Here is a 26,551-nt window from a genome sequence, read left to right as displayed (position 1 = left end):
ACTTTTTTAGAAAAAAGGAAGAGTCGAAACTCTTCCTTTTATTTGAATTTTAAATCCAACTCTCTGAAATTATCTTCTAAACCTTTTCCATTAGAAAACTCTTTTTTTATTTTTTTTATAAACATACCCATCTCATCTGCACTTCCAACTATTCTATTAAAAATACCTAAGTATTCAGTTATAATTGGATTATCAACATCATATGGATATCTCATTAAGTGATCTATCTCACTCCAAGCTTCTTCAAAAACTGTTCTCACTTGAATCTCTACAAGTACCTCATCTTGCTTTGTAACTGGCACGCCAATTAGATAATGGATTGACCTGTAACCATGGTCTCTCACAATTATCTCACAATCTAAGTCTTGAATAGTATTTTTTAGATCTTGGATATTATAATCCCCTCGTCTGATGTTTATCTGAGGAGTTTCTTTTGTATCCCATAACTTTGTTATTTCACAATGAATTCCACGCCAATCATCTTTAAATAGATGTAGCACACGAATTCCTATGAGGTCAGTTATAATCTCTTTGTAGTTTTCTACACTTATTCCACGATCTGCATATTTGCGACCTTTTCTTATTATTTTTTCAACAAGATGTGTTGCTCTTTTTACTCTTCTTCTAACTGAGTGAACCCCTTCACTATCAATTAATTTAGATACTATATGTTCAGCTTCTTTTTCTAAATAAGGAACTAATGTTATATAGTCAGCATAAATTTTCATAAGCTCATCCCAATTAAGACCAGTGGAATTAAAATACTCCTCTGTTATACAGAAAGCTTTAAAAAATTCTTCTCTGTCTATCGTATTATCTAATACCAAATTAAACACCTCTTTATTATTTTCTAGGTATCTTCTCTAATGAAATTTCACAAGTTTTCCTATACGCTACTGCTTCAGTAGTTTTTATCTCTCTTTTTTCTACTGGAGCTACTGTAACTATTCTCTCTCTAATATTAAAGTCATTTCCTTTAATAATATGAATTCTTTCAACAGATATTTTATCTCCTTCAATTAACTGAACTTTATCTAAGTCACATCTAAAGTTTACCCAACTTTGAAGTGTTGGAGTTTTATCAATAAGATTTAATAAAGCTAAAGAGTATAGTGAGTTCTCCTCTTGTAATAACTTCTCTTTCTTTATCTCTTCTAATCCTAAAATCTCTTTTTCTAATAAATCTAACTTCATAACCTCTATTCTATTTTCAAAAGATACTTTACCAGTTACTAACTTCCCACTGATTTCAATAAGCTGTCCCATAAAAATCTCTTTTAAAAGTTTTATATTGGGCATAAATCTCTTTATGTTGCTATATTGATATATCTTGTAGTAATAGTTATTTACTATTGTATTAAAAGATCCATCATCTTTTAAGTCAATCTCTAAACCTAATTTAAACTCTCTGTTCTTTAGTTCTAAATATTTTTTTCTATTTATTTCAACTATTCTACTATGACAGTCTTTCAAATTTAGTTGACCTATTTTTAATTCGGTAACTCCAAAAGTTTTTATTAGGTTTTGATTTTTCATATCTTTTATCGTAGAAAATTCAATTGGTAACCTATCCAATTTTAAAGAGCTATACCTTATTTCTAAAGCACTCTCTATTATTTTAAAATCTTCATTTTTAACTTCTAATACTTCTGGGTCTCTTGTTTCAATTTCAACCTCTTCAGTAGTTTCTTCAACAACTACCTCTACAGTTTCATTTAAAATCTCCTCTTCAACTACTTCTTCAGATTCAACTATCTCTTCAGAAATATCTGGAGTTACCGAAAGAGCTTTTTTCCAATATATGCCTCTTTTAATTCAGATTCATCTAATTGTGCTGAGCTTAAGTATCCCTTTAACTCTTTAAAAAACTCCTCTTCGCTATGTGGTAATAATTTTATTCCTAACTCATTTAATCTTTCAATTGTTTTTGTTTTTAATACATTTGAATTGCTCACAGCATATATAACATCTTTTGGATTTACACCTGTTAATACAACCTCTAACATATCTATAAAATCTGAGTTATTTAAGTCTAATCCTAAAATTAGCGTTGGATAGTTTTCCATATCCTCTTTTATATTTTTGAAAAAGTTTTTGTAAAAATCTAAAACTTTTAGTTTTCTAAAGTCTTGGATAGAAACGAAAATCTTTTCATGTCTATTAACATCTCCAAGAATCTTATAATGCTTAACCTCTCCATTTGATGCTATTGTAAACTCTTCATCTGTAGGTAGTATCTTTACCACTTTGTTGCAGTTTATATCGTCTAAAACTATATCATAATCTGTTGAAAAAACAGCATTAATCTTATTACTTTCAGAGAAAATATTTAATACCTCTGCAGTTTCTCTGTTTGTTTCGTACAAATTTTTGATTTTTTTCAATAATGAACTTCTGCTGCTAACAACTCCATCTAAATAAACTTGGCTAACTTGGAATAAAGAGTTTTCGTCTCTTATGTAGCCCTTTATATTTTCTTTCATATCTTTCATTAACAGTTTTGCTAACTCTCTTCTTGTTGGATATCCAGCGTTTCTCACTAAAAAATCACCTAAAAAAAGATTAATTTTGTCTGTATCATTAAATTTATTGAAAAAACTCATAGTAACACCTCTCTTTCTTTAAAAAATAAACACTTTGGCAATATAAGTATATCTTAATTTTACCTATTTAACAAGTATATTCTTTTAAAAAAATTAAAAAAAAGCCTGTAAATAATAGTTTATTACTTACAGGCTATTAAAATCTATTTAATTATAAAAGAACTTGCGATAACTTTTCCATCTTCAGTATATAATACTGCTCCTTGTCCTGGAGTAACAGCTCTTACGTTATCCTCTGTAAATAAAATCTCTATTGTGTCTTTATCTACTACTTTTACTTTACATGGATGTAATTTATCTCTAGAACGTGCTTTTACAAAACAATCCATTCCATCTAACTCTTTTACATCCTCTACTAAAAATAGGTTCAGTTGATTTGCAATTAAAGTATTCTTCATAAGATCTTCGTTGCTTCCAACAATAACTCTGTTGTTTTTTCTATCTAACTCTATAACATAAAGTGGGTTTGCTGACGCTATTCCCAATCCTTTTCTTTGTCCTATTGTGTAGAATGCTAATCCATTGTGTTTTCCTAAAACTTTTCCTTTTAGATTAACAATTTGTCCTGGCTTTCCGATTTTTCCACCAGTTTTCTCCATTAAAAACTCTTTTAACTTTCCATCCTCAACAAAACATATCTCTTGAGAGTCTTTTTTAGCGTAAACTCTTACACCTAAATCTTTTGCTAGCTCTCTAACAGCTGGTTTTTCCATTTTTCCAATTGGGAAAATGATATACTTTAAGTTTTCTTTTTTTATTTGTGATAAGAAATAAACTTGATCCTTATTCATGTCATCACCAATAGCTAATGTACCATCAATGATGTTTGCGTAGTGACCAGTTGCTAATGCCTCTGCTCCTAACTCCTTTGCAAACTCAATAAGTTTTCCAAATTTTATTTTTCTGTTACAAACCATACATGGATTTGGAGTTCTTCCTGAGCTATATTCATCTACGAAATAGTCAATAACCTCTTTTCCAAAATCCTCTGTTACATCTAAAAGATAATGATCAATACCTAAATCATCACATATTCTTTTAGCATCCTTATCCTCTTCTCCACAAGTTTTCATAGTTACACCAAAAATTTTGTAACCTTGCTTCTTTAAAAGATAAGCCACTGTAGACGAATCTACTCCTCCACTCATAGCTACTGCTATAACTTTGTTTTCGTTTTCTTTATTAAACTCTAAGTTCATAAATATTACCATCCTTAATAAAATATTCTATTATTATTTGTAGAAGGCAAATATAATAGTTGCAATTCCGAAGATTAGAATTATTAATCCTGAAAGTTTGCTTAGTTTTAAAAGAATATCCATAGTTACTTTCTTTTTAAAATGATATATTAAAAAGATTGTTGTAAACCATAGTGATGCTCCTCCAATTCCAATTCCAGTTCCTAACTCTAATACTGTCATCTCTCTAATAGGGCTATCCAATATCCCAAGAAGTGTATAAATTCCTGCTATTACAAGAATTGATGAGATATTAAATATTGCTAGTAAAAAAGTTTCAAAATAGTCTTGCACTAAAGTGTAGTTGTCATCTTCGACCTCTTTAACTTTAGGCTTTCCAAAAAACTTTTTACTTCCCACAAAAATTAAAAATACACTTATCAACACTTTTAGCGGAGTTTCGAATTTAATAACATAACTTTCAACTCTACTTATAAATAGAAATGATATAATACCATAAATTATGTCTACAGTTACCATTCCTAGCGCTGATACATACGCTTTTTTTTCTCCTTCGATCATAGCCTTTTCCATACAGTAAATGCCCACTGGTCCAAAGGGAAGTGATAATATTAAACCTGTTATAATCCCTTTCCAAAAAATCATAATTTTTCTCCTCAAAAGTGTATTTCTATAAATGTTTTTTCATTTATAATTCTAGCATAATTCTACTAAAATATAAAGCAATTTCCTTTAATTGGGACTTTACAGGCTTAGTTCTTTTAATTTAGACTTAACTATATCAAAAAATAACTTTCTATCCTCTTCATTATCTCTGATATCCATATTATCTATATTTATTTTTAATACAACTGTTTCATTGTATTCATTAAAAAAGTTAGAGTACTCCTCATTTAAAGATGTCCAATATTCTTTTTCCACTCCAAGTTCGAAATCTCTTCCTCTTTCTTTTATCTTTTTTATAGCATTATCAACAGTTGTTTCTAAATAGATAATTAATAATGGATTAGTTCTTGCTGAGATTAATTTTTCCCAAAAAGATTGATATAACGAAAATTCATCTGCTGTCATAAACCCATTTCTTAAGTGCATTTTAGCAAATAGATAGTCACCATAGATACTTCTATCCATTATACAACCATTGAATTTAGAAGCTTCCTCTATTATCTCTATTCTTTTGTTTAAAAAATACATTTGACTAAGTAAAGAGTATCTCTCTTTATTTGAATAAAATTTATCTAAAAAAGGGTTATCTATATACGGTTCTTGAAAAAACTCTATTGATAACTCTTTAGCTAATAACTCTCCTAAAGTTGTTTTCCCAGCTCCAACAACTCCCTCTATACAGATAACATTTTTCATAATCCTATCCTAACACTCCTTTTTGAAGGAATCTCTTTAAGTTACTTGTTACCATTCCAATAGCAACCTTGTTCTCTCCACCTCTTGGAATTATAACGTCTGCATATCTTTTGCTTGGCTCACAGAACTCTAAGTACATTGGCTTTACAGTTTTTAAATACTGATTTTTAACAGATTCAAAACTTCTTCCTCTCTCTGTCATATCTCTTTCGATTCTTCTTAAGATCATTTCATCAGCATCTGTATCTACAAATATCTTTACATCAAACAGCTCTCTAATCTCTGGAACAGCAAAAATTAGTATTCCTTCAACGATTATTATTTTTGATGGATGTATCTTTACGCATCCCTCTTTTCTAGAGTGAGTTGTGAAATCATAGATTGGTCTATCTATTGACTCTCCATTTACAAGTTTAGTTAAGTGCTCTCTTAATAAATCAAACTCTATTGAATCTGGATGGTCAAAGTTAACTGCAGCCTTCTCCTCTATCGTTAAATTAGTTAGCTCTTTATAATAAGCATCTTGCTCAACTAGTACTGCATCTTCTGATTTGAAAGCCTTTACTAAATTATGTGCTACTGTAGTTTTTCCGCTTCCACTTCCTCCAGCTACTCCGATCAATATGCAATTTTTCATTTTTTGTTTTCCTCCTTAAGTGTTACTGCTTATATTTTTTTAAATCTTATACATTATAGCACACTTTTCAAAAAAAAATAAAATATAATATAAATATAGACTATATATTTTTTTTGATGTATACTTTACGATATAGTTGTTTTTAAAGGAGAAGATTTTTTATGAGTATGACTGAAAAAGAGATTGACCTTCAGATGAAAAAGGCATTGGAAAAGGTTCCCTTTGAAATAAGAAAAATTAAATTTGTACTATCTTTATTAAAGATAGTTAAAAGAATTAAAAAAATTTTTAAATTTTAGGAGGAAGATATGACAGAAGAGTTAATGAAAAAAATAGATAGAATTAATGAGGAGTTCGAAAAAAGAGAGTTCTTTATAAAAGAGGACATTTTAGAGCTTTTTGAACAAAGAGAGGATTTAAGAGAAAAGTTAGATGCTATAAAGTTTAAAAAGATAGAGTTCTTCACAGTAGAGGATGAGAACTGTGTTGGATTTACTTTAGAAGATGTTCAAGTTAACTTCTTTATTGAATTTGGAGAAGATGAAGAGGGTGAGTGGTACGAAGCTACTGCTGAAATAATCTCTTTCTAATAGTAAAACCTAATGAAAGAAAAATAAAAACCAAGGATTAATTTTCCTTGGTTTTTTTTATGTTATCTATTGCTGCTAAAAACTGATCCATAGTTATTCCATATCTATTTAATTTAGATAGAAACTGCTTTGCATTAGAGTATCCTATTCTTAACTCTGTTCCAAGCTTTTCTCTTAACTCTTTAGACTCAGTAAATCCTGAAAGTTTATGGTCCATTAAAATCTCCATAGTAAATATAGCTTCTGTGGTTTGCACTACTTCGCACTTTGCATTTTCTAAGGCTTTTATAATAGCTTCTGGAGTTGCATTTTCAACACCTATATCTCCATCTTTTGATCCTTCTTTTCTGCTTATATAAGCTTGCTTTGCTTCTGGGAAAAACTTTAAGATATATTTTCTTAACTCTTCTCCTACGAAATCTGGATCTGTTAAAACTATTATCCCTTTATTTTCATAAGCAACTCTTAATTTTTCTATGTTTCCTTTTTTTCTAATAGCAAAACCATTAGTTTGTATAATCTCAGCATCTACTGCTGCTTTTACTGCAGATATATCGTCTCTTCCTTCAACTACGATAACCTCTTTAATTGTCTTTTTCATAAATTTATATCCTCTCAAACTTTAAACATGAATTTTATATTTAATTGTAACATTTTTTTAAATGTAATACTATTTTTTTATTTTTATATGATTATAGGTCTTTTTACTTGTGATTAAATTATTTAATTATTGTTGACAACCTTTCTATTTATGTGCTAGAATGTTGCAAAAGTAAATATATTCATTCGTATAAGTTGCAAATATGGTGCGGCGTCTCTACAACTAACCGTAAATTAGTTTCTATGAAAAAGATAAAAGGGATTAGTCTACCTTCTGTTTTTTTATAGAGTATGATTGTCTCTTTTTTTATTATATTTTGGAGGTTTTTATGAAGAAAAATAGCATCATTATTCTTGACTTTGGTTCTCAGTATAACCAGTTAATAGCAAGAAGAGTAAGAGAAATGGGAGTTTACGCTGAGGTTGTTCCTTATTTCGAACCGTTAGAAGATATTTTAGCTAGAGAGCCTAAAGGTATTATCCTTTCTGGTGGACCTGCTTCAGTTTATTTAGATGGATCACCAACAATTGAAAAGGCATTATATGAGCAAGGAATTCCAGTTTTAGGAATCTGCTACGGAATGCAATTAACTTCTCAATTATTAGGTGGAACTGTTGAAAGAGCTGATAAGCAAGAGTTTGGAAAAGCTGAGCTTATTATTGACGAATTAGAAAGTCCATTATTCAAAGATGTTCCTAACTTAAACCAAGTTTGGATGAGTCATGGAGACCACGTAACAGTATTACCAGAAGGATTTAAACAAATCGCTCATACAGATTCTTGTATAGCTGCTTCTGCTAATGTTGAAAAAAATATCTACTGTATCCAATACCACGCTGAGGTTACTCACTCTGAGTATGGAGCAAAGATGTTAGAAAACTTCGTATTCGGAGTTGCTAAATGTGAAAAGAACTGGTCAATGGGTAACTACATTGAAGAAACAGTTAAATCTATAAAAGAAACTGTAGGAGATAAGAAAGTTTTACTTGGACTTTCTGGAGGAGTTGACTCTTCTGTTGCTGCTGCATTAATACACAAAGCTATTGGAGATCAATTAATCTGTATTTTCGTTGATACAGGACTTCTTAGAAAAGACGAAGCTAAAAACGTAATGGAAATCTACGGAGAAAACTTCCACATGAACATTAAATGTGTTGATGCTGAAGAGAGATTCCTAAGCAAATTAGCTGGAGTTACTGATCCTGAAGCTAAGAGAAAAATAATTGGAAAAGAGTTCGTTGAAGTATTCAATGATGAGGCATCTAAATTAACTGATGTTAAATTCCTTGCTCAAGGAACAATCTATCCAGATGTAATAGAGTCTCAATCTGTAAAAGGACCTTCTGCTACAATTAAATCTCACCACAACGTTGGAGGACTTCCTGAGGATATGCAATTTGAATTGTTAGAGCCTTTAAGAGAGTTATTCAAAGATGAGGTTAGAGCTGTTGGAAGAGAGTTAGGAATTCCTGCTCACATGGTTGACAGACACCCATTCCCAGGTCCAGGACTTGGAATCAGAATCTTAGGAGCAGTTGATAAAGAGAAAGCTGATATCTTAAGAGAAGCTGATGATATCTTTATTAAAGAGTTAAGAGCTGCTGATTTATATAAAGAGGTTAGCCAAGCTTTCGTTGTACTTTTACCTGTTAAGTCAGTTGGAGTTATGGGAGACGAAAGAACTTATGAGTACACTGCTGTTTTAAGATCAGCTAACACTATTGACTTTATGACTGCTACATGGTCTAGATTACCATATGAGTTCTTAGATAAAGTTTCTAATAGAATCATAAATGAGGTTAAGGGAATCAACAGATTAACTTACGATATCTCATCTAAGCCACCAGCTACAATAGAGTGGGAGTAGTTTTATATTACTTATAAATACAGAATATTTTAATTGAAAAATACCTTGGAATACTCCCAAGGTATTTTATTATTTTCAATATTTTACTTAAAGACATTTTTATAATTCTCTCTATAACCTTCAAAATATGAGTGTTTTGATTTAATTAAAGATATTTTTTATAATATTTTTTAGTTTTTTTTAGAATTTTTAAACTTTAATTCCAAAATTTAATTTCTTTATTTTTCTCATAAAAACTTCCTATAAAAATTGTAAATTTTTATTTTAAAAACTTTTCTAACCATTCTTTTTTCATTGTTATTTTACTAAATCCATCACTATGCTCTGCTCCTGGTAAATCAATATACTCTATATTGCTTGGAGTCTTTTTAAACCCTTTATATCCAGACTTTCCTAATCCTGCAAATCTTGAAAAATTTTTCAATACCCAATCACTTCCAAATTTATAAAAATATAGTTTTTTAAATTTTTTATTAGCTCCTTTTTTTTCCCAATTTGTATTTTCTTTTAATGGACTTCCCATAAAAATAATCTTTTCAAACCTAACTTGTTCAAATCTTTCAAGCGATTTAAACAATATATACGTTCCAAAACTATGTGCAACTGCATAAACTTTTTCATAATCTTTTCCATATAAAATCCTATCATAAAATTCTGCAAAATTTTCAACAACTTTTTTTCTTTCTAAATAATTAAAAATTTTTAATTTAAAATCACCATAATCCCATAAATAACAAGCTATATCTGGTCTATTCTCAGAAATAACTGTTGCTAAATCATTTTTCCATGTTCCTCTAGTATTGATTCCATGAATTGCAAATAAAGCTACTTTTTTTTTCTTTTGTTCACTAGACCTTTTAAGTAATATTAATCTTTCTTTTATCAAATGTTCCCATTCATACGACATAGGATCATATTTCACCATATAATATAATCTCTTCTCTATAGATAACTTTTCTATTGATTCTTCATATTCACTAGTTATTATTAAAACATCTGGATTATTATAATTAATATTCCTTCTTACTTCATTTAATAAAATAACTCCTCCTTCCTTTTCAATACAACCTTTTTTTCTTCTTGGAATTTGAATATCTAAAAAACAAATATCATAATTAGTTTTCAATAGTGCTTTTTTCGCACAATTTATATTGTCAACTATTTCTACTTTAAACTCTTTTCCAAATACATCTTCTATACAACTTCTAATTTCAAATTGTTTTTTTTCACTATCATCTATTATTAAAACATTCATTTTTACTCCCCTCTTATCAAATCAATTAGTTCTGTTTCCCATGAATCACTTGTAACATCGTAATAAACTAATCCTTTGTAATTTTGACTTTCAAGTGCTTCCAATTTTTTTCTTAATTCTGTTATTGAAATTTCTTCTCCACGCCCTCTTGAAGTAGAAAAAATTTCAAATTGTGTTACTACTATCGTTCTAATTTTTTTTTGATATCTTTTCATTTGATTTAAAATATCAATTCCTGTAAATGGTTTTATTTCAAGTGAATTAGATTTTTCATTTTCATATATCGGTAGACTCATATCCAAAAGAATTAAATCATACTCTATCTTCAATATTTCTCTAAGACCAGAATTATAAGATTTCTTTAATGTTATACTTTCCAAGGGGAAATATTTCAATAAAACTCTTGATATATTTTTATATTTGTTATCGTCGTCTTCAATAATTAATATTTTCATCTATCAGTACTCCTTTATCCAATATAATATCTACTATAAATTCTTCCTTATCTGATATATATATGTTAATATCGTTCTTTATTTTCAATGTATTATCCAAAATATTTTTTATTTTATAAAATCCTGTCCCACCTTCATTACTAATTTTTTTCTGATTTGGACTATTCAATTTTAATCTTATATTTGAAATTTCATTTTGAGCCTTTTCTAAATCTATATGTAATTTATTTTTTAAACATAATATTACATTATCCTCATCTTTTGTTATTTTTAAATTACACAATATATCTTCTCTTCCTGAATGACTAACAGCATTATGACATAAATTAAATAAAATATGAAATATACTATTTAAGGTTTCTCCTTTAAACATTAACATTTCCTCATCATCCACTTTTAAATTACATCTTATTGAGTGATTTAATAATTTTTTTAAAATATCACTATCATAATTTCCAATTCTATTTTTAGCACTCAAATTAAACCACATTGATATTTTGTTTATCTCATTTTGTATTGATTGTCTTCCACTTATAACTTTACTTTTTAATTCTGATACATTCAACCCTTGTAATGTACTAACCTCTTTTAAGCTCCAATTCAATATTTCTACAAATTGTGGTTGTATTTTTAAAAGCAAATTTTTCTGAACATTTATTAAATTAATCGCTGTCCTTTCTAATAACCTTGATATTACAAAATCTACAACTTCATTTATAGAACTCATTTTTTTTATTTCTTTTTCCCATTCTTTTACTTCTTCTATATAAAGATAATAATTAAATAAACCTTTTTCATTATTTTTTTTCTCTGTATTTATTTGAATTAGTTCATTTTTTATACTCAAAGCTAGTTCATCTATCTTCTTCGAAGTACCTTTTAATATTCTAGATAGTTTTTCTGCGTTACTATCACCACTTTCTAAAACAAGCCCATAATTTGAAAGCCAATATTCATTTTCTAAATACTCACCACTTTTACCTTTTCTAGTTATTAATTTTAAATCTTCAAAAACACTTCTCAAAGCATTTACAATTATTCCATGCCTTATTTGTGTACTTAAACAAGTATCTAAACCAAATTTTTCATTTAATATAAGTATATCTCTTATTTCTCTTATTATCATATGAAGTAAATTAGTAGTTTCCAATGTTTTTATTTCAGAATCTTGAATTTGAAATAATTTTAATGGTTCAAAAAAATCTTCAACTATATTTAATCCTAATTCTTGTGTTGTTTTATAGATTTTAAACTTATCTCCTAATTCTTCTATTGTAATTTTTTTTATTTCATCTATATTCAAATTTATTTTTCCATCATTTAATTGCGCTATTCCTTGTTCAAATATTTTTTGCTTATTTAAATTTAATATTTCATCAACAAGTTTTGAACTATTATTTTTTTTAACTAAATATTGACATATTCCCATTCTCTCATCGATTATTTCAACTTCAGAATCAAAGTAAATAGATCTCTCCATATTTTCTATACTGCATACATTTTCTAAAAAATAATTCATTTTTTTGCTATCTATTTTTATCTTTTCATCTATCTTTATCAATTCTAAAGGTTTTTCTATTTCACAAAATCTCAAAAAATCTTCATATGTTTCAAATTCTTTAAAAGAATCTAATTCATAATCCTCAATTTCTTTAAAGTATATATTAAAAATAATTGGCAACTCTATTTCTTCAGCTAATTCTAAAATAGTTCTTGAATAAACAATTTCTTTTAATGGTAAATATATTGATAAATTTTTATTTTCTAAATATTTTTCAACTAAAACCTGTACAGCTTTCTTTACTTTTCCAACATAAAAATAACTAAGTATATAACACCTTACAATTGAACTAAAAGAAAGTATATCCAATTCATTTATTTCATTTTTTAATGATAAAACTTTTTTATAATTTTTTAGCTTAAAATATCCTTCTACTATATACCTAATCTTTCTTTCTTCAGGTATAATCATTTTTTCTATTCTTTCAAATTTATTTTCATAGAAATTATTAAGTAGTTGCATTACGGTTAAGTTTTTATTTTGCTGAAATATCTGAATATAAATATTATTTGTCCCATTATATCCTTCTATATTTTTTATATCATAAAAAACATTATTTAATTGATATAAAAAAACATCTTTTTTTTGTATTTTATAACTATTCAATATAAATTCCTTCATATAATAAATTGCTGTACTCCAATTATTTGAAGAATAAATTCTTAAATAATTATTAATTTCTTGAAGAATATCTTTAGGATTATTTTTTAACATTTTAAGATCTCTAATTAAATTTAAAATATTATAAAATACACTTTCAGGTTTTAGAAAAAAATCTTCTCCTATTCTTATGCAAGAGTTTATATAAATATCGTAAATTTCGCTAATAGTCATACTTTTTTCAAGTAATATTTCACATTTATTTTTGCATTTATCATATAATCCTCTTTCATATAAGTCAAAACATTCTAATATCATTTTATCTTCAAATAATAATCTATCATTTATTTTTTCTTCCATTTTTCTAACTCTATAATCATTAATATTTCTAAATTCATTTGCAAAAAGTGTAACTAATTCGTTTGCCTTTTCATTTTCCTCTAATAATAGTAATTGTAATAACTTTACTAATGTTTCATATCCATCAAATATTGAAATTTTAGTTTCAGTTCTTAAAATAAACTCTTTATTACTTAAATTCTTAAATTGATTATAATAATCAATTTTATATTTCACATAACTACTTATCACATCACTTTCTTTTAAATACTCTTTAAAAAATAAATAATATTCTTTTTCAGTCTTTAATTGAGCTTTGTATGAACAATTATATACTATAAATCTGACAATAAAACCAATTTTATTATTTTCTACTATTAATCTTACATATTCTTTTTGTGCTTTTTTACCTTGATACAATTCAATTAAGTTTATTTTGTTTTCTATAACCCATAATGAATACCCTAACTCTTCTTCTATATTATTTAATATTTTTAAAGCTTTCTCATAATTTCCACATAAAAAATTATGTAAATACTCTGATTTTAATTCTATGAATCTTTTTATTTTATCTTTATAAAAAGATAATAATGCTATAGTGAAATTAAATTCTTTTAATCTATCACTTGAAAAAATCAAATTATGTTTTTGTGTTTCTTTCAAATTTTCTAGTGAATTTAATCTTGGATATGTTATATACTTTAGTACTTCTGGATTTTTTATACATAATTTCTCTAGAGCCAATTTAATTTCTGAATATCTATAACTCTTCATATAAGAAAGCTCTTTCAAATAGTTATCCAAATAATTTTCTCTTTTCTCTTTTTTCTTTTCTTTGATCCTTTGTACCATATCTCCCCCTATACATGTTAAATACATGATTTTACTTGATTATATACTACTCCATTTTTAATAGATTTTTATCTCTTTTCCCTAATTACTACCTCCCTTATATTTTTTATACTTATTAACTATTTTATAATATATTAAATTTGAATATTTATATCAAATAACGTTATTACCTATATTTACTTAACATAGACTAAATCTATAATAAAAAAATACCACCTAATATTTTTGGAAAGATTAATTCTTTATAGACATGTAATATAAAAATTTTTCTTTTAATAATTTTTCTATTTTAAACATTTATACTTTATCTCAGATAAAATACATAAAAACTCAATGCTTTAATTTAATTCTTTTATTTTTTTGAATTGATTATATTACATCACATCTCCTTCTTATATATTATTATATTTTTTTTTATTTGTTAAGTTTTTTATTAAACTCTTTAGTTACTATTATTTATAATGCAGTTTTATTGCTATCCAAATACAAACATATTCTCTGTATTGGAAAAAACAAAACTAATAGCTAGCAATCTAAAGTTCAAATGAACCTTCTTATTTCATAGCAAATTCAAACTCTTAATTTCTCAAAACACAATTAAAAAAAGTGTACATTTTTAAGATGTGTTTTAAAAATTGTATCAAAAAACAACTATTTTTCTTCCTAAATTATAGAAAAACCCTTTTTTTTATGTTAAAATATTTATAACACTTACCGGGGGAGGGAATAATAAATTATGTTAAAAAAAATTAAAACTATTTCTGAAAATCTTTCTAATAGCGAAATTCCTAAAGTTTTTGATCATTTTGGAAAAAAGATACTTCCTTTTTATAGAAGAGAAGTAAGTACTCGAACAACTCATGGGGGAACTTGGGATATAGAGGAAGAGTTTATCATTGGAATCACAAATCATGGTTGGGCAAAATATGACTATATTCTTAATTGCTCATCAGAAGCAGAAGTTAAGAATCATCTTTCTGAAGAGATTATGACACCTTTAACTTATGAAAATATACTATTTTATTGTAATACAATACCTGAGCTTAAAGAGAAGATCCAAGAGTGTGGTATTTAAACAAAAAAGAGAAGAAAATCTTCTCTTTTTTTAGTTCTTATCACCTTATTTTTCACCTTGAAATCCCTTTGTAATACAATGTTTTCAAGGCTTTATATGAATATCTACAACTCGTTATATGACATTTTTTTACCCTACTACTACTAATTAGGGTAATTTCAAACGAACGCCTTAAAACTCATATTAGAGTGTCATTTTTATGTACTTTTGTCTATAAAATAGTAACCGGCCATTACTATACTTAAATTTCAACACTTTAATATAAATACTCTATATTTTAAGCACTTTAAGTATTTTTTTACAACTATTGCATTATAATAAACCTTTATTTTTTCAACTCATTAACCCCAATATAAGGATTTTTATACCTATTGTCATACTTACTTTTACCACCACAAGATATAGCAACAGTTGGACATAGATTTGCACATGCTAAGCAATCTTCACAATTTTTATCCCAAACAGGTTTCCCATCAACTAGTTCTATATTTTCAACAGGACAAACATCTTTACATATTCCACAACTTATACATCTTTCATCATTCAGTTTAAACTTTTTAGAAACTGTTTTTAATCCAAGTCTCCAAAACTTATAAATCAATAAAAATATTGGATACAAAAAGATATTACTATTCGCTGAAGATTTTTTTCCTTTTAATATATCATCACAAATTGTTTTCATCTTACCTTTAGATGATTCAATATCAATTTTAGCTTTATCTTCTGGCATAGCCTTGAATAGTTTTAAATAGTTATCTGGCATATGGCAGTACTCAGAGTACTCTAACACTCTTCCTTTCTCTAATAAAATATTATTAACTTGATTAAATGGTATTCCATAATCACTTCCACCACAAGTTGCAACTGCAAACAAATAATCTACTTTTTCAATTTCAACTTTTTTTAGAAATTCTTCCACTATTTTTGGAATTCCCATGGCATACACTGGAAATAAAAAACCTACCTCTCCATTTAATATTACTTTTTCATCTTTTACTGCTGATATATTCACTAAATTATACGAACAATTTTCTTTTAAATATTTTCCTAAATATAATGTATTCCCTGTTCCTGAAAAATAATATATTGTCTTCATCTTCACTCCTATTTTCATCTCTTTTTACTTAGTATACCTTATGTAGTTATAGATAACAAGATTAGAAATAGTTCTATCTCAATCAAATTTGCTTATTACTATAATTAATGTTAAAATCTATTTTAAGAAATAGACATTTTTTCATATAAGAGGTGAAATAAATTTATGACTAATGAAATAAAAATTGCTACTTTTTTAAAAGTTGCTAAAATATTAAATGAAAATAATATCACTTGGGCTGTTGGAGCCTCTCTATTATTATACCTTAAAGGGATTACTGATAAATTTAATGATATTGATCTTATGGTAGCTGAAAATGATATTGAAAAAACTAAAAATATATTTTTATCTCTTGGAAAAGAATATGCTAAGAATCCTAATCTTCAATATAAATCTAAATGCTTTTTAGAATTTAATGTTGATGGTATAGATTTTGATATTATCAGTGGATTTGTTATAGTAAACAATAACTGCGACCACTATTTTCCACTTGAAAAAAACAGTATTGTAGAATACTTTTGTTTAGAAAATACCTCTATTCCTCTACAATCAGTAAATGACTGGCTTACTTACTATACTTTGATGAATAGAAAAGAAAAAGTGGAAATGATTAAAAACTATCTTAATAAAAACATTAAAGAATTAAAATAAAAGTACCCTTGAAGAACTTTTATCTTCAAGGGTACTTTCTTTATTTTTTATAGAAGCTAATAGGACTACTTAAATAAACTGGATTTTCTAATTTATCTACAGTTAAATATCCTGCTGGAGCATTTATTATGCTTGGAATTCTATTTACAATAGTTGCACAAGTATGCTCAACTGTTGCTGGTTTTTTCACATAAAACTCTGTATCTGGCTCACCTATAATTTTCCAATCACACATATCTCCATCTTCAGGTCCATAAACCTTTCCTATACATTGTGTTTCTATTATTGGTCCTTGGAATGTTTCAGTTGTCACAACAGCACTCATTCCTATACACATTCCAACCTCTATTGTTTTATCTAAAGTTTTTGAATAAATCTCTTTTTCGTGGAAGTATGGAACACATTTTTGAGTTTGACTCTTAATAGTCCATCCCATTAAGTTACAAAGAGCTTCATTGGAATTCCAAACATAGCTTGGCTCTAAAGATTCTGGATGAGCTAAGCTTTTTTCAAACTCCTCTTTTGTAAATCCAGCTCCATGAGCTTTAGCCAAAGCCAAACCATAATCCTCAACATTATAACTAACAGCTCCTGTTATTTTCTTTATATCATGAACTCCACTTGCAACTAACGCTACCATATTTATCCAATAAAGATCCTGCATTCCTGAACCAGTTATTGTACAACAGTTCTCTTTAGCTAATACATCTAATTTATTAGTTAAAGCTGATACTGTTGTCCAAGGATATATAGCCTCTTCACAAGTTGTTACCACATTTATTCCTCTTAACAAACATTTTTCAAACTGCTCATAACAATCCTTTATAAAGCTAAAAGTTGTTACTATTGCTATGTTTGGATCTGTTTCATCTAAAACTTTATCAGCATCATTACTTATTTTTACACCTAATTTAAATCCTAATCCAGCATATTCACCAACATCTACTCCTTCTAAAGCTGGATTTGAGTCTATTGCACCTACAATTTCAGCACCTTTCTCATATAAATATCTCAAAATATACTTAGACATCTTGCCACAACCATACTGAACCACTCTAATTTTTTCATTTTTCATAACAACTCACCTCTTAAATTTTTGTATAAGTATATATATCCACATGTTACTATAAATATTTCACAAATCCTTTAAAATTCAATAAAAGAAAATAGACAAGGACACTCTTTTATGATACTATTCTTTAAACTTTTAAAAATAATATTTATCAAGGGGGAGTTAAATGAATAGTTTATTAAAAAATCTTGATGTATTAATGAATCGAAAATCTGTTAGAGCTTATAGCGATGATAAAATCTCTGAAGAGATTAAAAATGCAATTATTGAATCAACTTTAAGAGCTCCAACTGCTGGAAATATGATGATGTACTCTATCATTGAAATTACAGATGAAAATTTAAAAAATAGGTTAGTTGAAACTTGTGATAACCAACCTATGATTAGTAAAGCTCCATATCTTTTACTATTTTTAGCAGATTTTCAAAGATGGATGGACTATTTAAAAACTTCTGGAGTAGATGAGTACAATAAAGAAAACAGTCTTGAAATGTATCACCCTGGTGAAGGAGATTTGCTACTTGCTATTAACGATGCACTAATTGCTGCACAAACAGCTGTTACCTCTGCTGAAATGTTAGGTGTTGGAAGTTGCTATATTGGTGATATTATGGAAAATTTTGAAATTCATAAAGATATGTTTAATCTTCCAAAATATACTTTCCCAGTTACTCTTATCTGTTTTGGATACCCAACTGAGCAGCAAAAAAATCGACCTCAACCACCTAGATACCCTAAAGAAATGATTGTTTTTGAAAATAGCTATAGACATATTGAAAGCGAAGAGTTTAAAGCTATGGAGATTGAAAGAAATAAAATTTCAAAACCTAATTTCCTTCCTGGATGTCACAACGAAGCTATCCATATGTATAAAAGAAAAATAACTTCTAGCTTTATGAAAGAGATGAATAGATCTGTTAAAGCTGCCATAGATTCTTGGACTAAATAGAATTAAAAAGCCTCTTAGAACTAAATCTAAGAGGCTTTATTTTTATTTTACAGTAAACTTACCATTTAAAGATTCATATACAACAAACTGCTGCAATTTCCCATTGATTTCTAATATAAATTTATGATTTATACCAGCTACAATCTGCTTTTGATACTCTATTAATTTATAATTTTTTCCAAGTTTTTTCTCTTGAACTAATTTATTTAAAGCAATCTCTCCCATAGCATCCATTTTACTACTTCCATATGCTCCAACCATTTTAGGAGAGCTATTTGTTTCCACTTTTTTACTATTAGAACATCCCACAAGTCCTAATATTGCAACTGCTAAAATTATTTTTTTCATACCCTACCTCTTTCATATTTATTTTATTTTATTTTATTATTGCCCATCTATTAAATTCTCTGTTTTAAAGCCTAATGCTTCAGCTTTTTGGATCATCTCATTGTAAATATTTAAAGGAATACTTTTCTCTCTTGATAAAAACCATAAATATTTATATGATGAGCTTGTTACTATAGCATATTTATAATCAACACTTATCCATGCTACATTATATTGAGCTCCTATTATAGGAAATGCGTTAGGGTATACTTTTAAGAAGTTTGGAATATCTGTTTGTTTAGCCGTTGCATAAAATATACTTTCTTTATTTTTAGAATCTATACCTCTATTAATAACAGATATTTTTCCATTTTTCTCTAACTCATAGTTTGCTGTTACTTCTTTTAGTCCTCTTTCAAATCCGTGATTAAATCGTTTTATCTCATACCATTTTCCCAAATACCTGTCTATTGAAAAATCAAAATTTTTCTCTACTTTAGGTGAACTTGAACAACTAAAAAATAAAATAGAACTTAATAAAATAGAGATTACTCTTAAATAAAAAAAATTATTTTTATCTCTTTTCACTAACATCTAAAACACCTCCATGTTCTAGATATACTAAATTATTTTATATTTCCTAATAAAAAATAAAAAAAGATGTATCTCTACATCTTTTAAGTTCTTTAATGGCGGGAGTGACGAGGGTCGAACTCGCGACCTCATGCGTGACAGGCATGCGCTCTAACCAACTGAGCTACACCCCCATTAAAAAAATATATATGGTGCCTGGGGCCGGAATCGAACCGGCACGCTATCAGATAGCTCAGGATTTTAAGTCCTGTGCGTCTACCTATTCCGCCACCCAGGCATTTCAGTTAAGAAGTCTCTTCAATCTTCCTTATTCGTTATTAATTCTATCAATTTTTGCAAAAAAAATCAACTAGTTTTTTCATTTTTTTTATTTTTATTTTTTAAGACTAACTTTCGAACAATTAGTTTAATTTCTTTTCTTTTTCAACTAATAATGATATAATAATTCTAGTTTAAATTAATTATAGTACTTTAAGGATGGTTTTTATGAAAAATAATGCATTTTTTAAAAATAAAAGAAAAAGAGCTCTTTTCTTTGCAAACATAATATTAATTTTATTTATATCTTTTCATTTAATTCAAATGGAATCTACTGATGAAGAGTTAATGACTTTTGTTCTCTTTTTAATTGGAGATATAGCTTTATTAATATATCAAATCGTTGAAATTATAAGAAGTAATAAAAAAGACACTAAATAATCTCTAGTGTCTTTTTTATTAAAAACTATTCTAAAGGTATTCCTACATTTGGTACAAATTCATCTGCTAAAATTTTAACTCCTTTTATTTTAGCATCTTTTCCTAACATAGGTTGAGTAGATGGATTAGAGGGATATTTTTTTCCATTAAACTTTAATATTGCTTGTCCAGGAGTTGCTCCTCCTCCTGAAACTTCCATTATAATGTCATTCCATCCCTTTGTTTTATTATCACTTATAATTATTGGTGTACAAACTAATGATAGTTCAGATATAACTTGATATCCTTCACTAACCTCTTTTAAAATAAGTCCGGAATCTCCTCCCGAGCCTCCTAACATAGGTCCATATGCATAAACTATAACTTCAGGTTTTTTATCTCCATTTAAATCTACTTTATTATACATGTAGTGAACTATATCCTCTCCTCTTTTAAGAGAATAAGTTTTAATTAAAGTTTCCTCAACTTCTCTGTCTCTTTGAGTTTCCGATTTCATTGATTTCATCTCTGCACTTAAAGATACCATACTTGTTAAAACTACTGACATTATAACTAAACATACCTTTTTCATCTTTCCTCCTATTATAATTTTTTAATTATTTGGCTTTTTCAAGAACTTTAGCTATGTTTTTATAAACCTCTCTTGTTGCTCTAATATCTTCTAAAGCATCGTGTGCATTTTCTAGTGAAACATTAAAATGTTTACACCACGTTTCTAATCTATTGTTTTCTAAAACTGGTAAAATTCCCATAACTTGAAGTGATTTTACTAAATTAAGAGTACATACGTTTAATTTAAAATCAATAAAGCTTCCCATAAATCTATTATTTAATCTATTATAAAAATTATATAACATTCTAAAATCAAATGGATAGTTATGACAAATCATAACTAATTTATCATTTTTATCATATCTATCTACATATTTTGAAAAAATTTTCTCTAACTCTTTTAATGCCTCTTCTGGCTCCTGCTCTTTGTTAAGTTCTTCTACTGTAAATCCTATAGTTTTTAAAGCACTTTCTGAAATATCTGCTCCGTTATGAGGTTTACATCTAATATTAAACCATTCTACAACCTCGTTATCTATCTCTATAGCACCAGCTATTTGAACTATTGCAGAGTTATCAGTTAATCCAGTTGTTTCTGTATCTAAATATAATAATTTCATACCTATCCTCCCTTTTATCTATATTTTAATAATACTCTATCATTTTTAAAATTACAATATAAAATATTTTATAAAACTTATTGAAATTCTCTACATACTTTTTTACAGTAAATTTCAAATTGATTAAACTACATTTATAATATATCATATGAATGCTTATTCAAACAAGCAGGCAAAATAAGGGAAACTTTATGACGCAAAGCTATAGGACCTGTAAAATGGTAGCCAGTTGCAACAATTTTTTTATAAAATTGTTGTTTTTTTTATTTTAGGATTAGTCCACCTAAAAAATACACATTTTTAGTCACTACTAAATAAGAATAACTTTACAAGCTAAATTTGTATTTAGATAAAATAAATGGAGGACAAAGTTGAAACTATTAAAAAATAGATTTTTAAAACTACTACTATTCTTAACTATGACAATGGTAGCTTTTTCAAATGATAATACTTTTTACCTAGGAATTCAAAACTATCCAGAGACTGAAGTAGAAATTGATGGTATTTCTATCAATGGAATTATCCGTGACCTCTTTAAAAATGAGTTAAAATTAAATGTAAAAGAAGTTCATGGTTCTTGGAGAGAAAGTCATAATAATCTTGAAAAGGGAACTATCGATGCCTTAGGGTTGGTCACAAAAAACACTGTTAGAAAAAACAATATATTACTTTCTAAACCTATTTTTAGTGAAAATCTATATGTCGCTTCTGATAAAATTCCTTTAGATTCACCATATGATTTAATGAATCAAACAATTTATGTGTTTAAAGGGGATGAAATTCCCATAAAGCATTTAAAAGATTTTTTAGAAAAAAACAACATAGATGCAAATATCGTAGAAGTTGATAATATTGATGATTTTAAAGATAATTTTTACTTAGACTCAGAGTTTATCGCTCTCAAATCTCAAAATAGACTATTAGTCTCATTTTTAGCTCCTGTTTGCATTGGTGTAAATAAAAAATATGAGTATTTATTACCTCACATAAATACTGCTTTGAATAAAAAATATAGTAAAAAAATATCTAATCACTTTAAAAATCTTCCATTATACTATCAAAGAGAAAGATTCCAAAATAGCTTAACTGAAGAGGAAAAAGATTTTTTATCACAAAAGAAATTTATAACAACTTCTCTTGAAGATGACATCTCTTTAAGTATATATATTAAAAATAGTGATCAATTTATTGGAATACTACCTGAATATATTGATAAAATTGCTAGTATTATTGAAATTCCAATAAAATATACCTACAACGGGAAAAAGTGGACATATATACAAAAAAAATTTAAACAAGAAGAGATTGATTTTTTAACACTTTCAACAACTGCTGAAGGAAAATCTAGCTATATCTTTTCAGAAGCAATCGATTATATCCCAATGCATCTACTTAACCATATTGATAGTGGTGATTATAATGTCGGCGTTTTAAAAGATGGAAAGTCTCAAGATATTGGTAAAGAATATTTTATAGAGGAAGATATGAAAATATACAACTCCACAGCAGAGTTATTTGAAGCTTTTAAAAAAGATGAAGTTGGTTATATAATAAGCCCATATAACATCTATGATAGAGACTGTGGTAAACAACATAAAGATATAAAAATAAAAGATATTCCTATTAATTTTGCTTTTTCAAAAAAACAAAAAATTTTAAGAGATATTTTTAATAAAGCAATTGCAGTTATTGGGGATATTGATAAAAATGAAATTAGAAATTTTGTTGAAATAGACCAGAAAGAATATGTTCTCAACATAACTGAAGAAGCTGAGGAAAAGAAAAAAATTTGGTATATAACTATATTTATACTTTTAGTACTAATTAGTAAAATAGTTTTCCAAAAAAAATTAACAAAAGCTTTAAAGTATGACCAATTAACTAATCTACCCAACAGGTATCTTTTTAATGAGTTTTGTAAAAAAAATGATTTTATCAAAGGTGCTGTTATTGTAATCGATTTAGATAATTTCAAAAAAACTAATGATAAATATGGTCATAGTAAAGGGGATTCAGTTCTTTCTGAAGTTGGAAAACTTTTATTAGATGTATTTCCAAGAGAAAATACTTTTAGAATATCTGGAGATGAATTTTATTTATATTATGGTGAGAAAAATCTTTTAGAAAGATTAGAAAAATTAATATATCTAGGTAAAAACTCCAATATTATAACTAAGTATAATATCTCTTTTAGTATCGGATACTATATTAAAAATGATGATGAAAGCTTAGAGCTGTCATTTGAAAAAGCTGATATAGCAATGTATGATGCTAAAAAAATAAATGGATTTTCAATTATGCAATATAAGAAGTAAGGGCAAAGTAAGGGAAACTTTATGACGCAAAACTATAGGGCCTATTAATGTGGCAGCCAGGTGCAACAATTTTAATTAAAATTGTTGCTTTTTTTATTCTGAAAATACATCGAATAAAAATTTTTCATAGTTACAAACTAAAAAATTTACAGGAGGATTCAAAATATGAAAAAAATATTAAGCTCACTTTTTATGAGCATTGGAGTTTTGGCTGTTGCTCAAGAGGAAGCTATTATGGAGGTTAAAGCTCAAGTTATTAAACCTTTAAAGGTAGAAGTCACAAAAAATATCGATTTTGGAAAAGTTGTCGCTGGAAGCTTTTCAAGAGTAGACGGTGAATTTAAAGTAACTGGTGAACCAGGAGAGAAGTATATTGCATATATTAAAGAACTTGCAGAAAACAGTGGTGAAGGTACAATAGAAATGGTAAATAGTGCTGATTCTTCAATAAAATTTCCAGTAAGAGCATGGACAGATTTATTTAATTTTATTCCTACAATCAATAGTAAAACTGGTTATAATTATCATACTGTAGGAGTTGATTTAGCTGTTCCAACAACTCAAACTCCAGGTAGCTACACTTCTAATCTTACAATGATTGTTAGATACGAATAGTTAAAAACTTAAACAAAAAAATAGACGACAGAAAAACTCAATAGTTTTTCTGCCGTTCTTAGTAATTTTTAAACTATCTTTAAACCTAATTTTTTTACAATATTCAAAGCTAAATCTATCGAAACTTTAGCCCCTTTTGTTCTATTATTCATAACATCTATCTCTAAACTACTACAATCACTTAAGTCTGACTTTTCTAAATTACACTCGTAAAAAACGGTATCTTTAAAGTTGCTATTATTAAACTTTGATTTCTTTAAACTGCATTTTTGAAAAGTGCAGCTCTCAAATTCATTTTTCAAAAATTCTAAGTCATCTAGCTCTAAATCATCAAAAATACAGAACTTAATAAAGGAATCTATAATTTTAAAATCTATTATGAATTTAGATATTTTACTAAAGTTTACATTTTTAAACTCACAATTTTTGAATGTAACTCCATTTAATTTTACATTATCTAGTTTCACTGAATCAAATTTACACTTTTCAAAAACTACCTCTTCAAACTCACAATCTGAAAAAGTTACATTATTAAAACTGCATTTTTCAAAATTAGTTTTTACTATCTCTTTACTAAAAATAGTTTTATCTTCTAAGTTTATTCCAATTATATCCTCTTCAAAGTACATTTTTTCCCCTCTTTAATTTTTAATAATAGTTTAATTATAATTTTTATAAAAGTCAATTTCTTTAAATAAATTTGCTTTTTTCTTTTTTATATAGTAAATAGATATTATCCGACTCTGTCATAGTCAAGGGGGCTAACGGGGGAAGCTTCTTAGTTATCTAGATCTAAGAAGCTTTTTTCTTTTTTTTGTAAAATTTAAAACTTTTTTATAAAACCTATAGTCTAAATATTATAAAAAGTGTTAAAAGTAAAAAATAATTTAATCCCCCCCAAATAATAAGAACCTCTCCCCCCCAGAGGTTCTTGTTATTTTTTGCAAATGTACCCTAATAATATTATAGTAAGTCTGTTAATTTCTTTTCTGCAGTTTTTATATTTTCTTCAGGTAACTTAGCAATTAATTTTCTTAACTTTTCTCTCTTCGATTTTGTTGCTGCCTTTTTCATAAATCTTTTCCAATCCTCTTTTCCTATATAAGATTTTAATCTTTCTTCTGAAACTTCTAAGGTTAAATTTAAATCATTTGGTATTTGAGGAAGTTCTTCCTCTACTCCTAAAAAATTATCCTTTACTATATTTCTTTTTTCTATTTTTTCTACGGGATTATAGATAAGCCATTCTTTATATTCATAAAGAGCCACATATTGTGGAGTTTGATTCTCTACAAAACGTATACAATATCCTTTTAAATTTAGTTCATTATTTTCTATAAGTTTTCTAAGCCCTAAAGAATAAATTCTAAAATATTTATTTGCATCTGAATCTTCCTGTTCTTTTAATTCTTTTGCACTTTTCCCTACTACAGATAATGAAACTAATAATTCTTTTATTAAATCTTTATCCCTTTTTTCATATTTCTTTAAAATAGTAAAAATTTCATGGTCTGCATTTCTTTTTAATAAATTTGGATGACTTATTCCATATGCTCCATTTTCTATCCAAGAAGTTGTACTCAGCATTTTACTCATTGTAGGGCTTTCTTCTATATCTTTTATCAAATCATTCAAATTCCCTTCAAATTTTCCAATTCCATCTATATCATATTCAAAAAAATCATAGCCTTTTTTTATTCTAAAACATGTACTTTTTAAAATTCTCTTTTCTTCCATAATAAAACTCCTCCTTTGGAATTTGTTACTCGTAGTTTAATATTATTGTTATTAAAAGTCAATTTTATATTATAAGATTGTTTCAACAGTCTTTTTTTATTATTTTTTTCATTTCTATCATTACTTTCCATATACAATCTAATTTATATTAATTTTTAATTTTATGTAGATTCTTTTATTTTATATGTTTAGATTTAAAGTTTTAGTGTAAAAATTAACCCCAGTAATATTATTCATTCTATAATAACCATATCAATAAAATACTTACCTATCTAATTACAAAATAACTTAATTAGGGGAGTGACACTATAATGAATATTGTAAATCT

The 26,551-nt window shown here is 27.0% G+C and carries 28 protein-coding genes, 2 tRNA genes and 3 riboswitches; of the genes, 9 read left to right on the top strand and 21 right to left on the bottom strand.

What is annotated here, in order from left to right; all coding sequences use genetic code 11:
• Positions 1-38: 38 nt before the first annotated feature.
• The 7 genes from H5J23_RS07030 to udk all read right to left on the bottom strand — a co-directional run bounded on the left by H5J23_RS07030 (position 39) and on the right by udk (position 5,801).
• The gene (locus H5J23_RS07030) at positions 39-827 is read right to left on the bottom strand and encodes a RelA/SpoT domain-containing protein (RefSeq protein ID WP_040407251.1); all 789 of its coding nucleotides are present in this window, start codon (positions 825-827) and stop codon (positions 39-41) included.
• Between the two features lie 16 nt (positions 828-843).
• Positions 844-1,536, bottom strand: coding sequence for a hypothetical protein (locus H5J23_RS07025; protein WP_185891500.1), 693 nt, complete (start codon positions 1,534-1,536; stop codon positions 844-846).
• Between the two features lie 239 nt (positions 1,537-1,775).
• Positions 1,776-2,603, bottom strand: coding sequence for an SIR2 family protein (locus tag H5J23_RS07020; RefSeq protein ID WP_023050752.1), 828 nt, complete (start codon positions 2,601-2,603; stop codon positions 1,776-1,778).
• Between the two features lie 143 nt (positions 2,604-2,746).
• Positions 2,747-3,802 (bottom strand): tRNA 2-thiouridine(34) synthase MnmA, encoded by a 1,056-nt coding sequence (gene mnmA / locus H5J23_RS07015; protein WP_245576462.1) that lies wholly within the window; start codon positions 3,800-3,802, stop codon positions 2,747-2,749.
• Between the two features lie 33 nt (positions 3,803-3,835).
• Positions 3,836-4,447: a LysE family translocator gene (locus H5J23_RS07010; RefSeq protein ID WP_023050754.1), complete on the bottom strand. Its 612-nt coding sequence runs from the start codon at positions 4,445-4,447 to the stop codon at positions 3,836-3,838.
• A 99-nt stretch (positions 4,448-4,546) separates the two neighbouring features.
• On the bottom strand, positions 4,547-5,164 hold the full coding sequence (locus tag H5J23_RS07005; protein WP_023050755.1) for a deoxynucleoside kinase: 618 nt from the start codon (positions 5,162-5,164) through the stop codon (positions 4,547-4,549).
• Positions 5,165-5,168: 4 nt separating this feature from the next.
• On the bottom strand, positions 5,169-5,801 hold the full coding sequence (gene udk / locus H5J23_RS07000) for a uridine kinase (RefSeq protein WP_023050756.1): 633 nt from the start codon (positions 5,799-5,801) through the stop codon (positions 5,169-5,171).
• Positions 5,802-5,962: 161 nt separating this feature from the next.
• Between udk and H5J23_RS06995 the strand changes: the two genes are divergently transcribed.
• Both H5J23_RS06995 and H5J23_RS06990 read left to right on the top strand, forming a co-directional pair.
• A complete protein-coding gene (locus H5J23_RS06995) occupies positions 5,963-6,100 on the top strand; it encodes a hypothetical protein (RefSeq protein WP_023050757.1) in 138 nt (45 codons plus the stop codon).
• A gap of 9 nt (positions 6,101-6,109) precedes the next feature.
• On the top strand, positions 6,110-6,391 hold the full coding sequence (locus H5J23_RS06990) for a hypothetical protein (protein ID WP_023050758.1): 282 nt from the start codon (positions 6,110-6,112) through the stop codon (positions 6,389-6,391).
• Positions 6,392-6,428: 37 nt separating this feature from the next.
• Here the strand turns inward: H5J23_RS06990 and rnmV are convergent, their stop codons facing one another.
• A complete protein-coding gene (rnmV, locus tag H5J23_RS06985; protein WP_023050759.1) occupies positions 6,429-6,992 on the bottom strand; it encodes a ribonuclease M5 in 564 nt (187 codons plus the stop codon).
• A gap of 165 nt (positions 6,993-7,157) precedes the next feature.
• A riboswitch (purine riboswitch) is annotated at positions 7,158-7,255 on the top strand.
• A gap of 53 nt (positions 7,256-7,308) precedes the next feature.
• Here rnmV and guaA point away from each other — a divergent pair.
• Positions 7,309-8,859, top strand: a complete 1,551-nt coding sequence (gene guaA, locus H5J23_RS06980; protein WP_370523825.1) for a glutamine-hydrolyzing GMP synthase — start codon at positions 7,309-7,311, stop codon at positions 8,857-8,859.
• A 259-nt stretch (positions 8,860-9,118) separates the two neighbouring features.
• Here the strand turns inward: guaA and H5J23_RS06975 are convergent, their stop codons facing one another.
• The 3 genes from H5J23_RS06975 to H5J23_RS06965 are packed head-to-tail and all read right to left on the bottom strand — an operon-like array spanning position 9,119 to position 13,921.
• Positions 9,119-10,114, bottom strand: coding sequence for a response regulator (locus H5J23_RS06975; RefSeq protein ID WP_185891499.1), 996 nt, complete (start codon positions 10,112-10,114; stop codon positions 9,119-9,121).
• Positions 10,115-10,116: 2 nt separating this feature from the next.
• Positions 10,117-10,569: a response regulator transcription factor gene (locus H5J23_RS06970; RefSeq protein WP_185891497.1), complete on the bottom strand. Its 453-nt coding sequence runs from the start codon at positions 10,567-10,569 to the stop codon at positions 10,117-10,119.
• The gene (locus tag H5J23_RS06965; RefSeq protein ID WP_185891495.1) at positions 10,550-13,921 is read right to left on the bottom strand and encodes a hypothetical protein; all 3,372 of its coding nucleotides are present in this window, start codon (positions 13,919-13,921) and stop codon (positions 10,550-10,552) included. Before H5J23_RS06965 ends, H5J23_RS06970 begins: the two co-directional genes overlap by 20 nt.
• A gap of 736 nt (positions 13,922-14,657) precedes the next feature.
• Here H5J23_RS06965 and H5J23_RS06960 point away from each other — a divergent pair.
• Entirely contained in the window at positions 14,658-14,996 is a 339-nt protein-coding gene (locus tag H5J23_RS06960) for a hypothetical protein (protein ID WP_023051376.1), read from the top strand.
• A 325-nt stretch (positions 14,997-15,321) separates the two neighbouring features.
• Here the strand turns inward: H5J23_RS06960 and H5J23_RS06955 are convergent, their stop codons facing one another.
• Positions 15,322-16,092, bottom strand: coding sequence for an EFR1 family ferrodoxin (locus H5J23_RS06955; RefSeq protein WP_185891493.1), 771 nt, complete (start codon positions 16,090-16,092; stop codon positions 15,322-15,324).
• A 165-nt stretch (positions 16,093-16,257) separates the two neighbouring features.
• On the opposite strand from H5J23_RS06955, the gene H5J23_RS06950 reads away from it, so the two are divergent.
• On the top strand, positions 16,258-16,743 hold the full coding sequence (locus tag H5J23_RS06950) for a hypothetical protein (protein ID WP_185891491.1): 486 nt from the start codon (positions 16,258-16,260) through the stop codon (positions 16,741-16,743).
• A 40-nt stretch (positions 16,744-16,783) separates the two neighbouring features.
• Here the strand turns inward: H5J23_RS06950 and H5J23_RS06945 are convergent, their stop codons facing one another.
• Positions 16,784-17,818, bottom strand: coding sequence for a dihydrodipicolinate reductase (locus H5J23_RS06945; RefSeq protein ID WP_185891490.1), 1,035 nt, complete (start codon positions 17,816-17,818; stop codon positions 16,784-16,786).
• A gap of 163 nt (positions 17,819-17,981) precedes the next feature.
• Here H5J23_RS06945 and H5J23_RS06940 point away from each other — a divergent pair, with 163 nt between their 5' ends.
• Positions 17,982-18,764, top strand: coding sequence for a nitroreductase family protein (locus H5J23_RS06940; protein WP_185891489.1), 783 nt, complete (start codon positions 17,982-17,984; stop codon positions 18,762-18,764).
• 42 nt (positions 18,765-18,806) lie between these two features.
• Here H5J23_RS06940 and H5J23_RS06935 read toward each other — a convergent pair whose 3' ends face one another.
• The 4 genes from H5J23_RS06935 to H5J23_RS06920 form a co-directional block, all read right to left on the bottom strand.
• The gene (locus tag H5J23_RS06935; protein ID WP_023051381.1) at positions 18,807-19,112 is read right to left on the bottom strand and encodes a hypothetical protein; all 306 of its coding nucleotides are present in this window, start codon (positions 19,110-19,112) and stop codon (positions 18,807-18,809) included.
• A gap of 36 nt (positions 19,113-19,148) precedes the next feature.
• Positions 19,149-19,685 carry a lipocalin family protein gene (locus tag H5J23_RS06930; protein WP_023051382.1) on the bottom strand — a complete coding sequence of 179 codons (537 nt, stop codon included), beginning with the start codon at positions 19,683-19,685 and terminating at the stop codon, positions 19,149-19,151.
• 96 nt (positions 19,686-19,781) lie between these two features.
• A tRNA-Asp gene (locus H5J23_RS06925) sits at positions 19,782-19,858 on the bottom strand.
• Between the two features lie 16 nt (positions 19,859-19,874).
• Positions 19,875-19,962, bottom strand: a tRNA-Leu gene (locus H5J23_RS06920).
• Positions 19,963-20,171: 209 nt separating this feature from the next.
• Here H5J23_RS06920 and H5J23_RS06915 point away from each other — a divergent pair.
• Positions 20,172-20,384 (top strand): hypothetical protein, encoded by a 213-nt coding sequence (locus H5J23_RS06915; RefSeq protein ID WP_040406337.1) that lies wholly within the window; start codon positions 20,172-20,174, stop codon positions 20,382-20,384.
• Between the two features lie 25 nt (positions 20,385-20,409).
• Here the strand turns inward: H5J23_RS06915 and H5J23_RS06910 are convergent, their stop codons facing one another.
• Both H5J23_RS06910 and H5J23_RS06905 read right to left on the bottom strand, forming a co-directional pair.
• Positions 20,410-20,955 (bottom strand): hypothetical protein, encoded by a 546-nt coding sequence (locus H5J23_RS06910; protein WP_185891488.1) that lies wholly within the window; start codon positions 20,953-20,955, stop codon positions 20,410-20,412.
• A gap of 25 nt (positions 20,956-20,980) precedes the next feature.
• Positions 20,981-21,556: a 3'-5' exonuclease gene (locus tag H5J23_RS06905; protein WP_023052063.1), complete on the bottom strand. Its 576-nt coding sequence runs from the start codon at positions 21,554-21,556 to the stop codon at positions 20,981-20,983.
• Between the two features lie 161 nt (positions 21,557-21,717).
• Positions 21,718-21,793, top strand: a riboswitch (cyclic di-GMP riboswitch).
• 134 nt (positions 21,794-21,927) lie between these two features.
• Between H5J23_RS06905 and H5J23_RS06900 the strand changes: the two genes are divergently transcribed.
• Both H5J23_RS06900 and H5J23_RS06895 read left to right on the top strand, forming a co-directional pair.
• Entirely contained in the window at positions 21,928-23,871 is a 1,944-nt protein-coding gene (locus H5J23_RS06900; RefSeq protein WP_185891487.1) for a GGDEF domain-containing protein, read from the top strand.
• Positions 23,863-23,939: riboswitch (cyclic di-GMP riboswitch) on the top strand. Its footprint overlaps the gene before it by 9 nt.
• A gap of 97 nt (positions 23,940-24,036) precedes the next feature.
• On the top strand, positions 24,037-24,486 hold the full coding sequence (locus H5J23_RS06895) for a DUF4402 domain-containing protein (RefSeq protein ID WP_185891486.1): 450 nt from the start codon (positions 24,037-24,039) through the stop codon (positions 24,484-24,486).
• Positions 24,487-24,554: 68 nt separating this feature from the next.
• Here H5J23_RS06895 and H5J23_RS06890 read toward each other — a convergent pair whose 3' ends face one another.
• Both H5J23_RS06890 and H5J23_RS06885 read right to left on the bottom strand, forming a co-directional pair.
• On the bottom strand, positions 24,555-25,115 hold the full coding sequence (locus tag H5J23_RS06890; protein WP_185891485.1) for a pentapeptide repeat-containing protein: 561 nt from the start codon (positions 25,113-25,115) through the stop codon (positions 24,555-24,557).
• Positions 25,116-25,449: 334 nt separating this feature from the next.
• Positions 25,450-26,223 carry a hypothetical protein gene (locus H5J23_RS06885; RefSeq protein ID WP_185891484.1) on the bottom strand — a complete coding sequence of 258 codons (774 nt, stop codon included), beginning with the start codon at positions 26,221-26,223 and terminating at the stop codon, positions 25,450-25,452.
• Positions 26,224-26,551: the final 328 nt, after the last annotated feature.

Origin of the sequence: Cetobacterium sp. 2G large (assembly GCF_014250655.1) — a bacterium.
Lineage (GTDB): Bacteria > Fusobacteriota > Fusobacteriia > Fusobacteriales > Fusobacteriaceae > Cetobacterium_A > Cetobacterium_A somerae.
This window is presented reverse-complemented; position numbering and strand designations above follow the sequence as displayed.

Coding starts and splice junctions, on each gene's coding strand:
- H5J23_RS06970 (WP_185891497.1), bottom strand. CDS start 10,569: ATGAAAATATTAATTATTGAAGACGACGATAACAAATATAAAAATATA.
- H5J23_RS06930 (WP_023051382.1), bottom strand. CDS start 19,685: ATGTTAGTGAAAAGAGATAAAAATAATTTTTTTTATTTAAGAGTAATC.
- H5J23_RS06890 (WP_185891485.1), bottom strand. CDS start 25,115: ATGTACTTTGAAGAGGATATAATTGGAATAAACTTAGAAGATAAAACT.
- H5J23_RS06975 (WP_185891499.1), bottom strand. CDS start 10,114: ATGAATGTTTTAATAATAGATGATAGTGAAAAAAAACAATTTGAAATT.
- H5J23_RS06905 (WP_023052063.1), bottom strand. CDS start 21,556: ATGAAATTATTATATTTAGATACAGAAACAACTGGATTAACTGATAAC.
- H5J23_RS07025 (WP_185891500.1), bottom strand. CDS start 1,536: ATGAAAAATCAAAACCTAATAAAAACTTTTGGAGTTACCGAATTAAAA.
- H5J23_RS06885 (WP_185891484.1), bottom strand. CDS start 26,223: ATGGAAGAAAAGAGAATTTTAAAAAGTACATGTTTTAGAATAAAAAAA.
- H5J23_RS07005 (WP_023050755.1), bottom strand. CDS start 5,164: ATGAAAAATGTTATCTGTATAGAGGGAGTTGTTGGAGCTGGGAAAACA.
- H5J23_RS06990 (WP_023050758.1), top strand. CDS start 6,110: ATGACAGAAGAGTTAATGAAAAAAATAGATAGAATTAATGAGGAGTTC.
- H5J23_RS06910 (WP_185891488.1), bottom strand. CDS start 20,955: ATGAAAAAGGTATGTTTAGTTATAATGTCAGTAGTTTTAACAAGTATG.
- H5J23_RS07010 (WP_023050754.1), bottom strand. CDS start 4,447: ATGATTTTTTGGAAAGGGATTATAACAGGTTTAATATTATCACTTCCC.
- H5J23_RS06915 (WP_040406337.1), top strand. CDS start 20,172: ATGAAAAATAATGCATTTTTTAAAAATAAAAGAAAAAGAGCTCTTTTC.
- H5J23_RS07020 (WP_023050752.1), bottom strand. CDS start 2,603: ATGAGTTTTTTCAATAAATTTAATGATACAGACAAAATTAATCTTTTT.
- H5J23_RS06965 (WP_185891495.1), bottom strand. CDS start 13,921: ATGGTACAAAGGATCAAAGAAAAGAAAAAAGAGAAAAGAGAAAATTAT.
- H5J23_RS06955 (WP_185891493.1), bottom strand. CDS start 16,092: ATGAAGACAATATATTATTTTTCAGGAACAGGGAATACATTATATTTA.
- rnmV (WP_023050759.1), bottom strand. CDS start 6,992: ATGAAAAAGACAATTAAAGAGGTTATCGTAGTTGAAGGAAGAGACGAT.
- mnmA (WP_245576462.1), bottom strand. CDS start 3,802: ATGAACTTAGAGTTTAATAAAGAAAACGAAAACAAAGTTATAGCAGTA.
- H5J23_RS06935 (WP_023051381.1), bottom strand. CDS start 19,112: ATGAAAAAAATAATTTTAGCAGTTGCAATATTAGGACTTGTGGGATGT.
- H5J23_RS06895 (WP_185891486.1), top strand. CDS start 24,037: ATGAAAAAAATATTAAGCTCACTTTTTATGAGCATTGGAGTTTTGGCT.
- udk (WP_023050756.1), bottom strand. CDS start 5,801: ATGAAAAATTGCATATTGATCGGAGTAGCTGGAGGAAGTGGAAGCGGA.
- H5J23_RS06960 (WP_023051376.1), top strand. CDS start 14,658: ATGTTAAAAAAAATTAAAACTATTTCTGAAAATCTTTCTAATAGCGAA.
- H5J23_RS06950 (WP_185891491.1), top strand. CDS start 16,258: ATGACTAATGAAATAAAAATTGCTACTTTTTTAAAAGTTGCTAAAATA.
- H5J23_RS06940 (WP_185891489.1), top strand. CDS start 17,982: ATGAATAGTTTATTAAAAAATCTTGATGTATTAATGAATCGAAAATCT.
- H5J23_RS06995 (WP_023050757.1), top strand. CDS start 5,963: ATGAGTATGACTGAAAAAGAGATTGACCTTCAGATGAAAAAGGCATTG.
- H5J23_RS06945 (WP_185891490.1), bottom strand. CDS start 17,818: ATGAAAAATGAAAAAATTAGAGTGGTTCAGTATGGTTGTGGCAAGATG.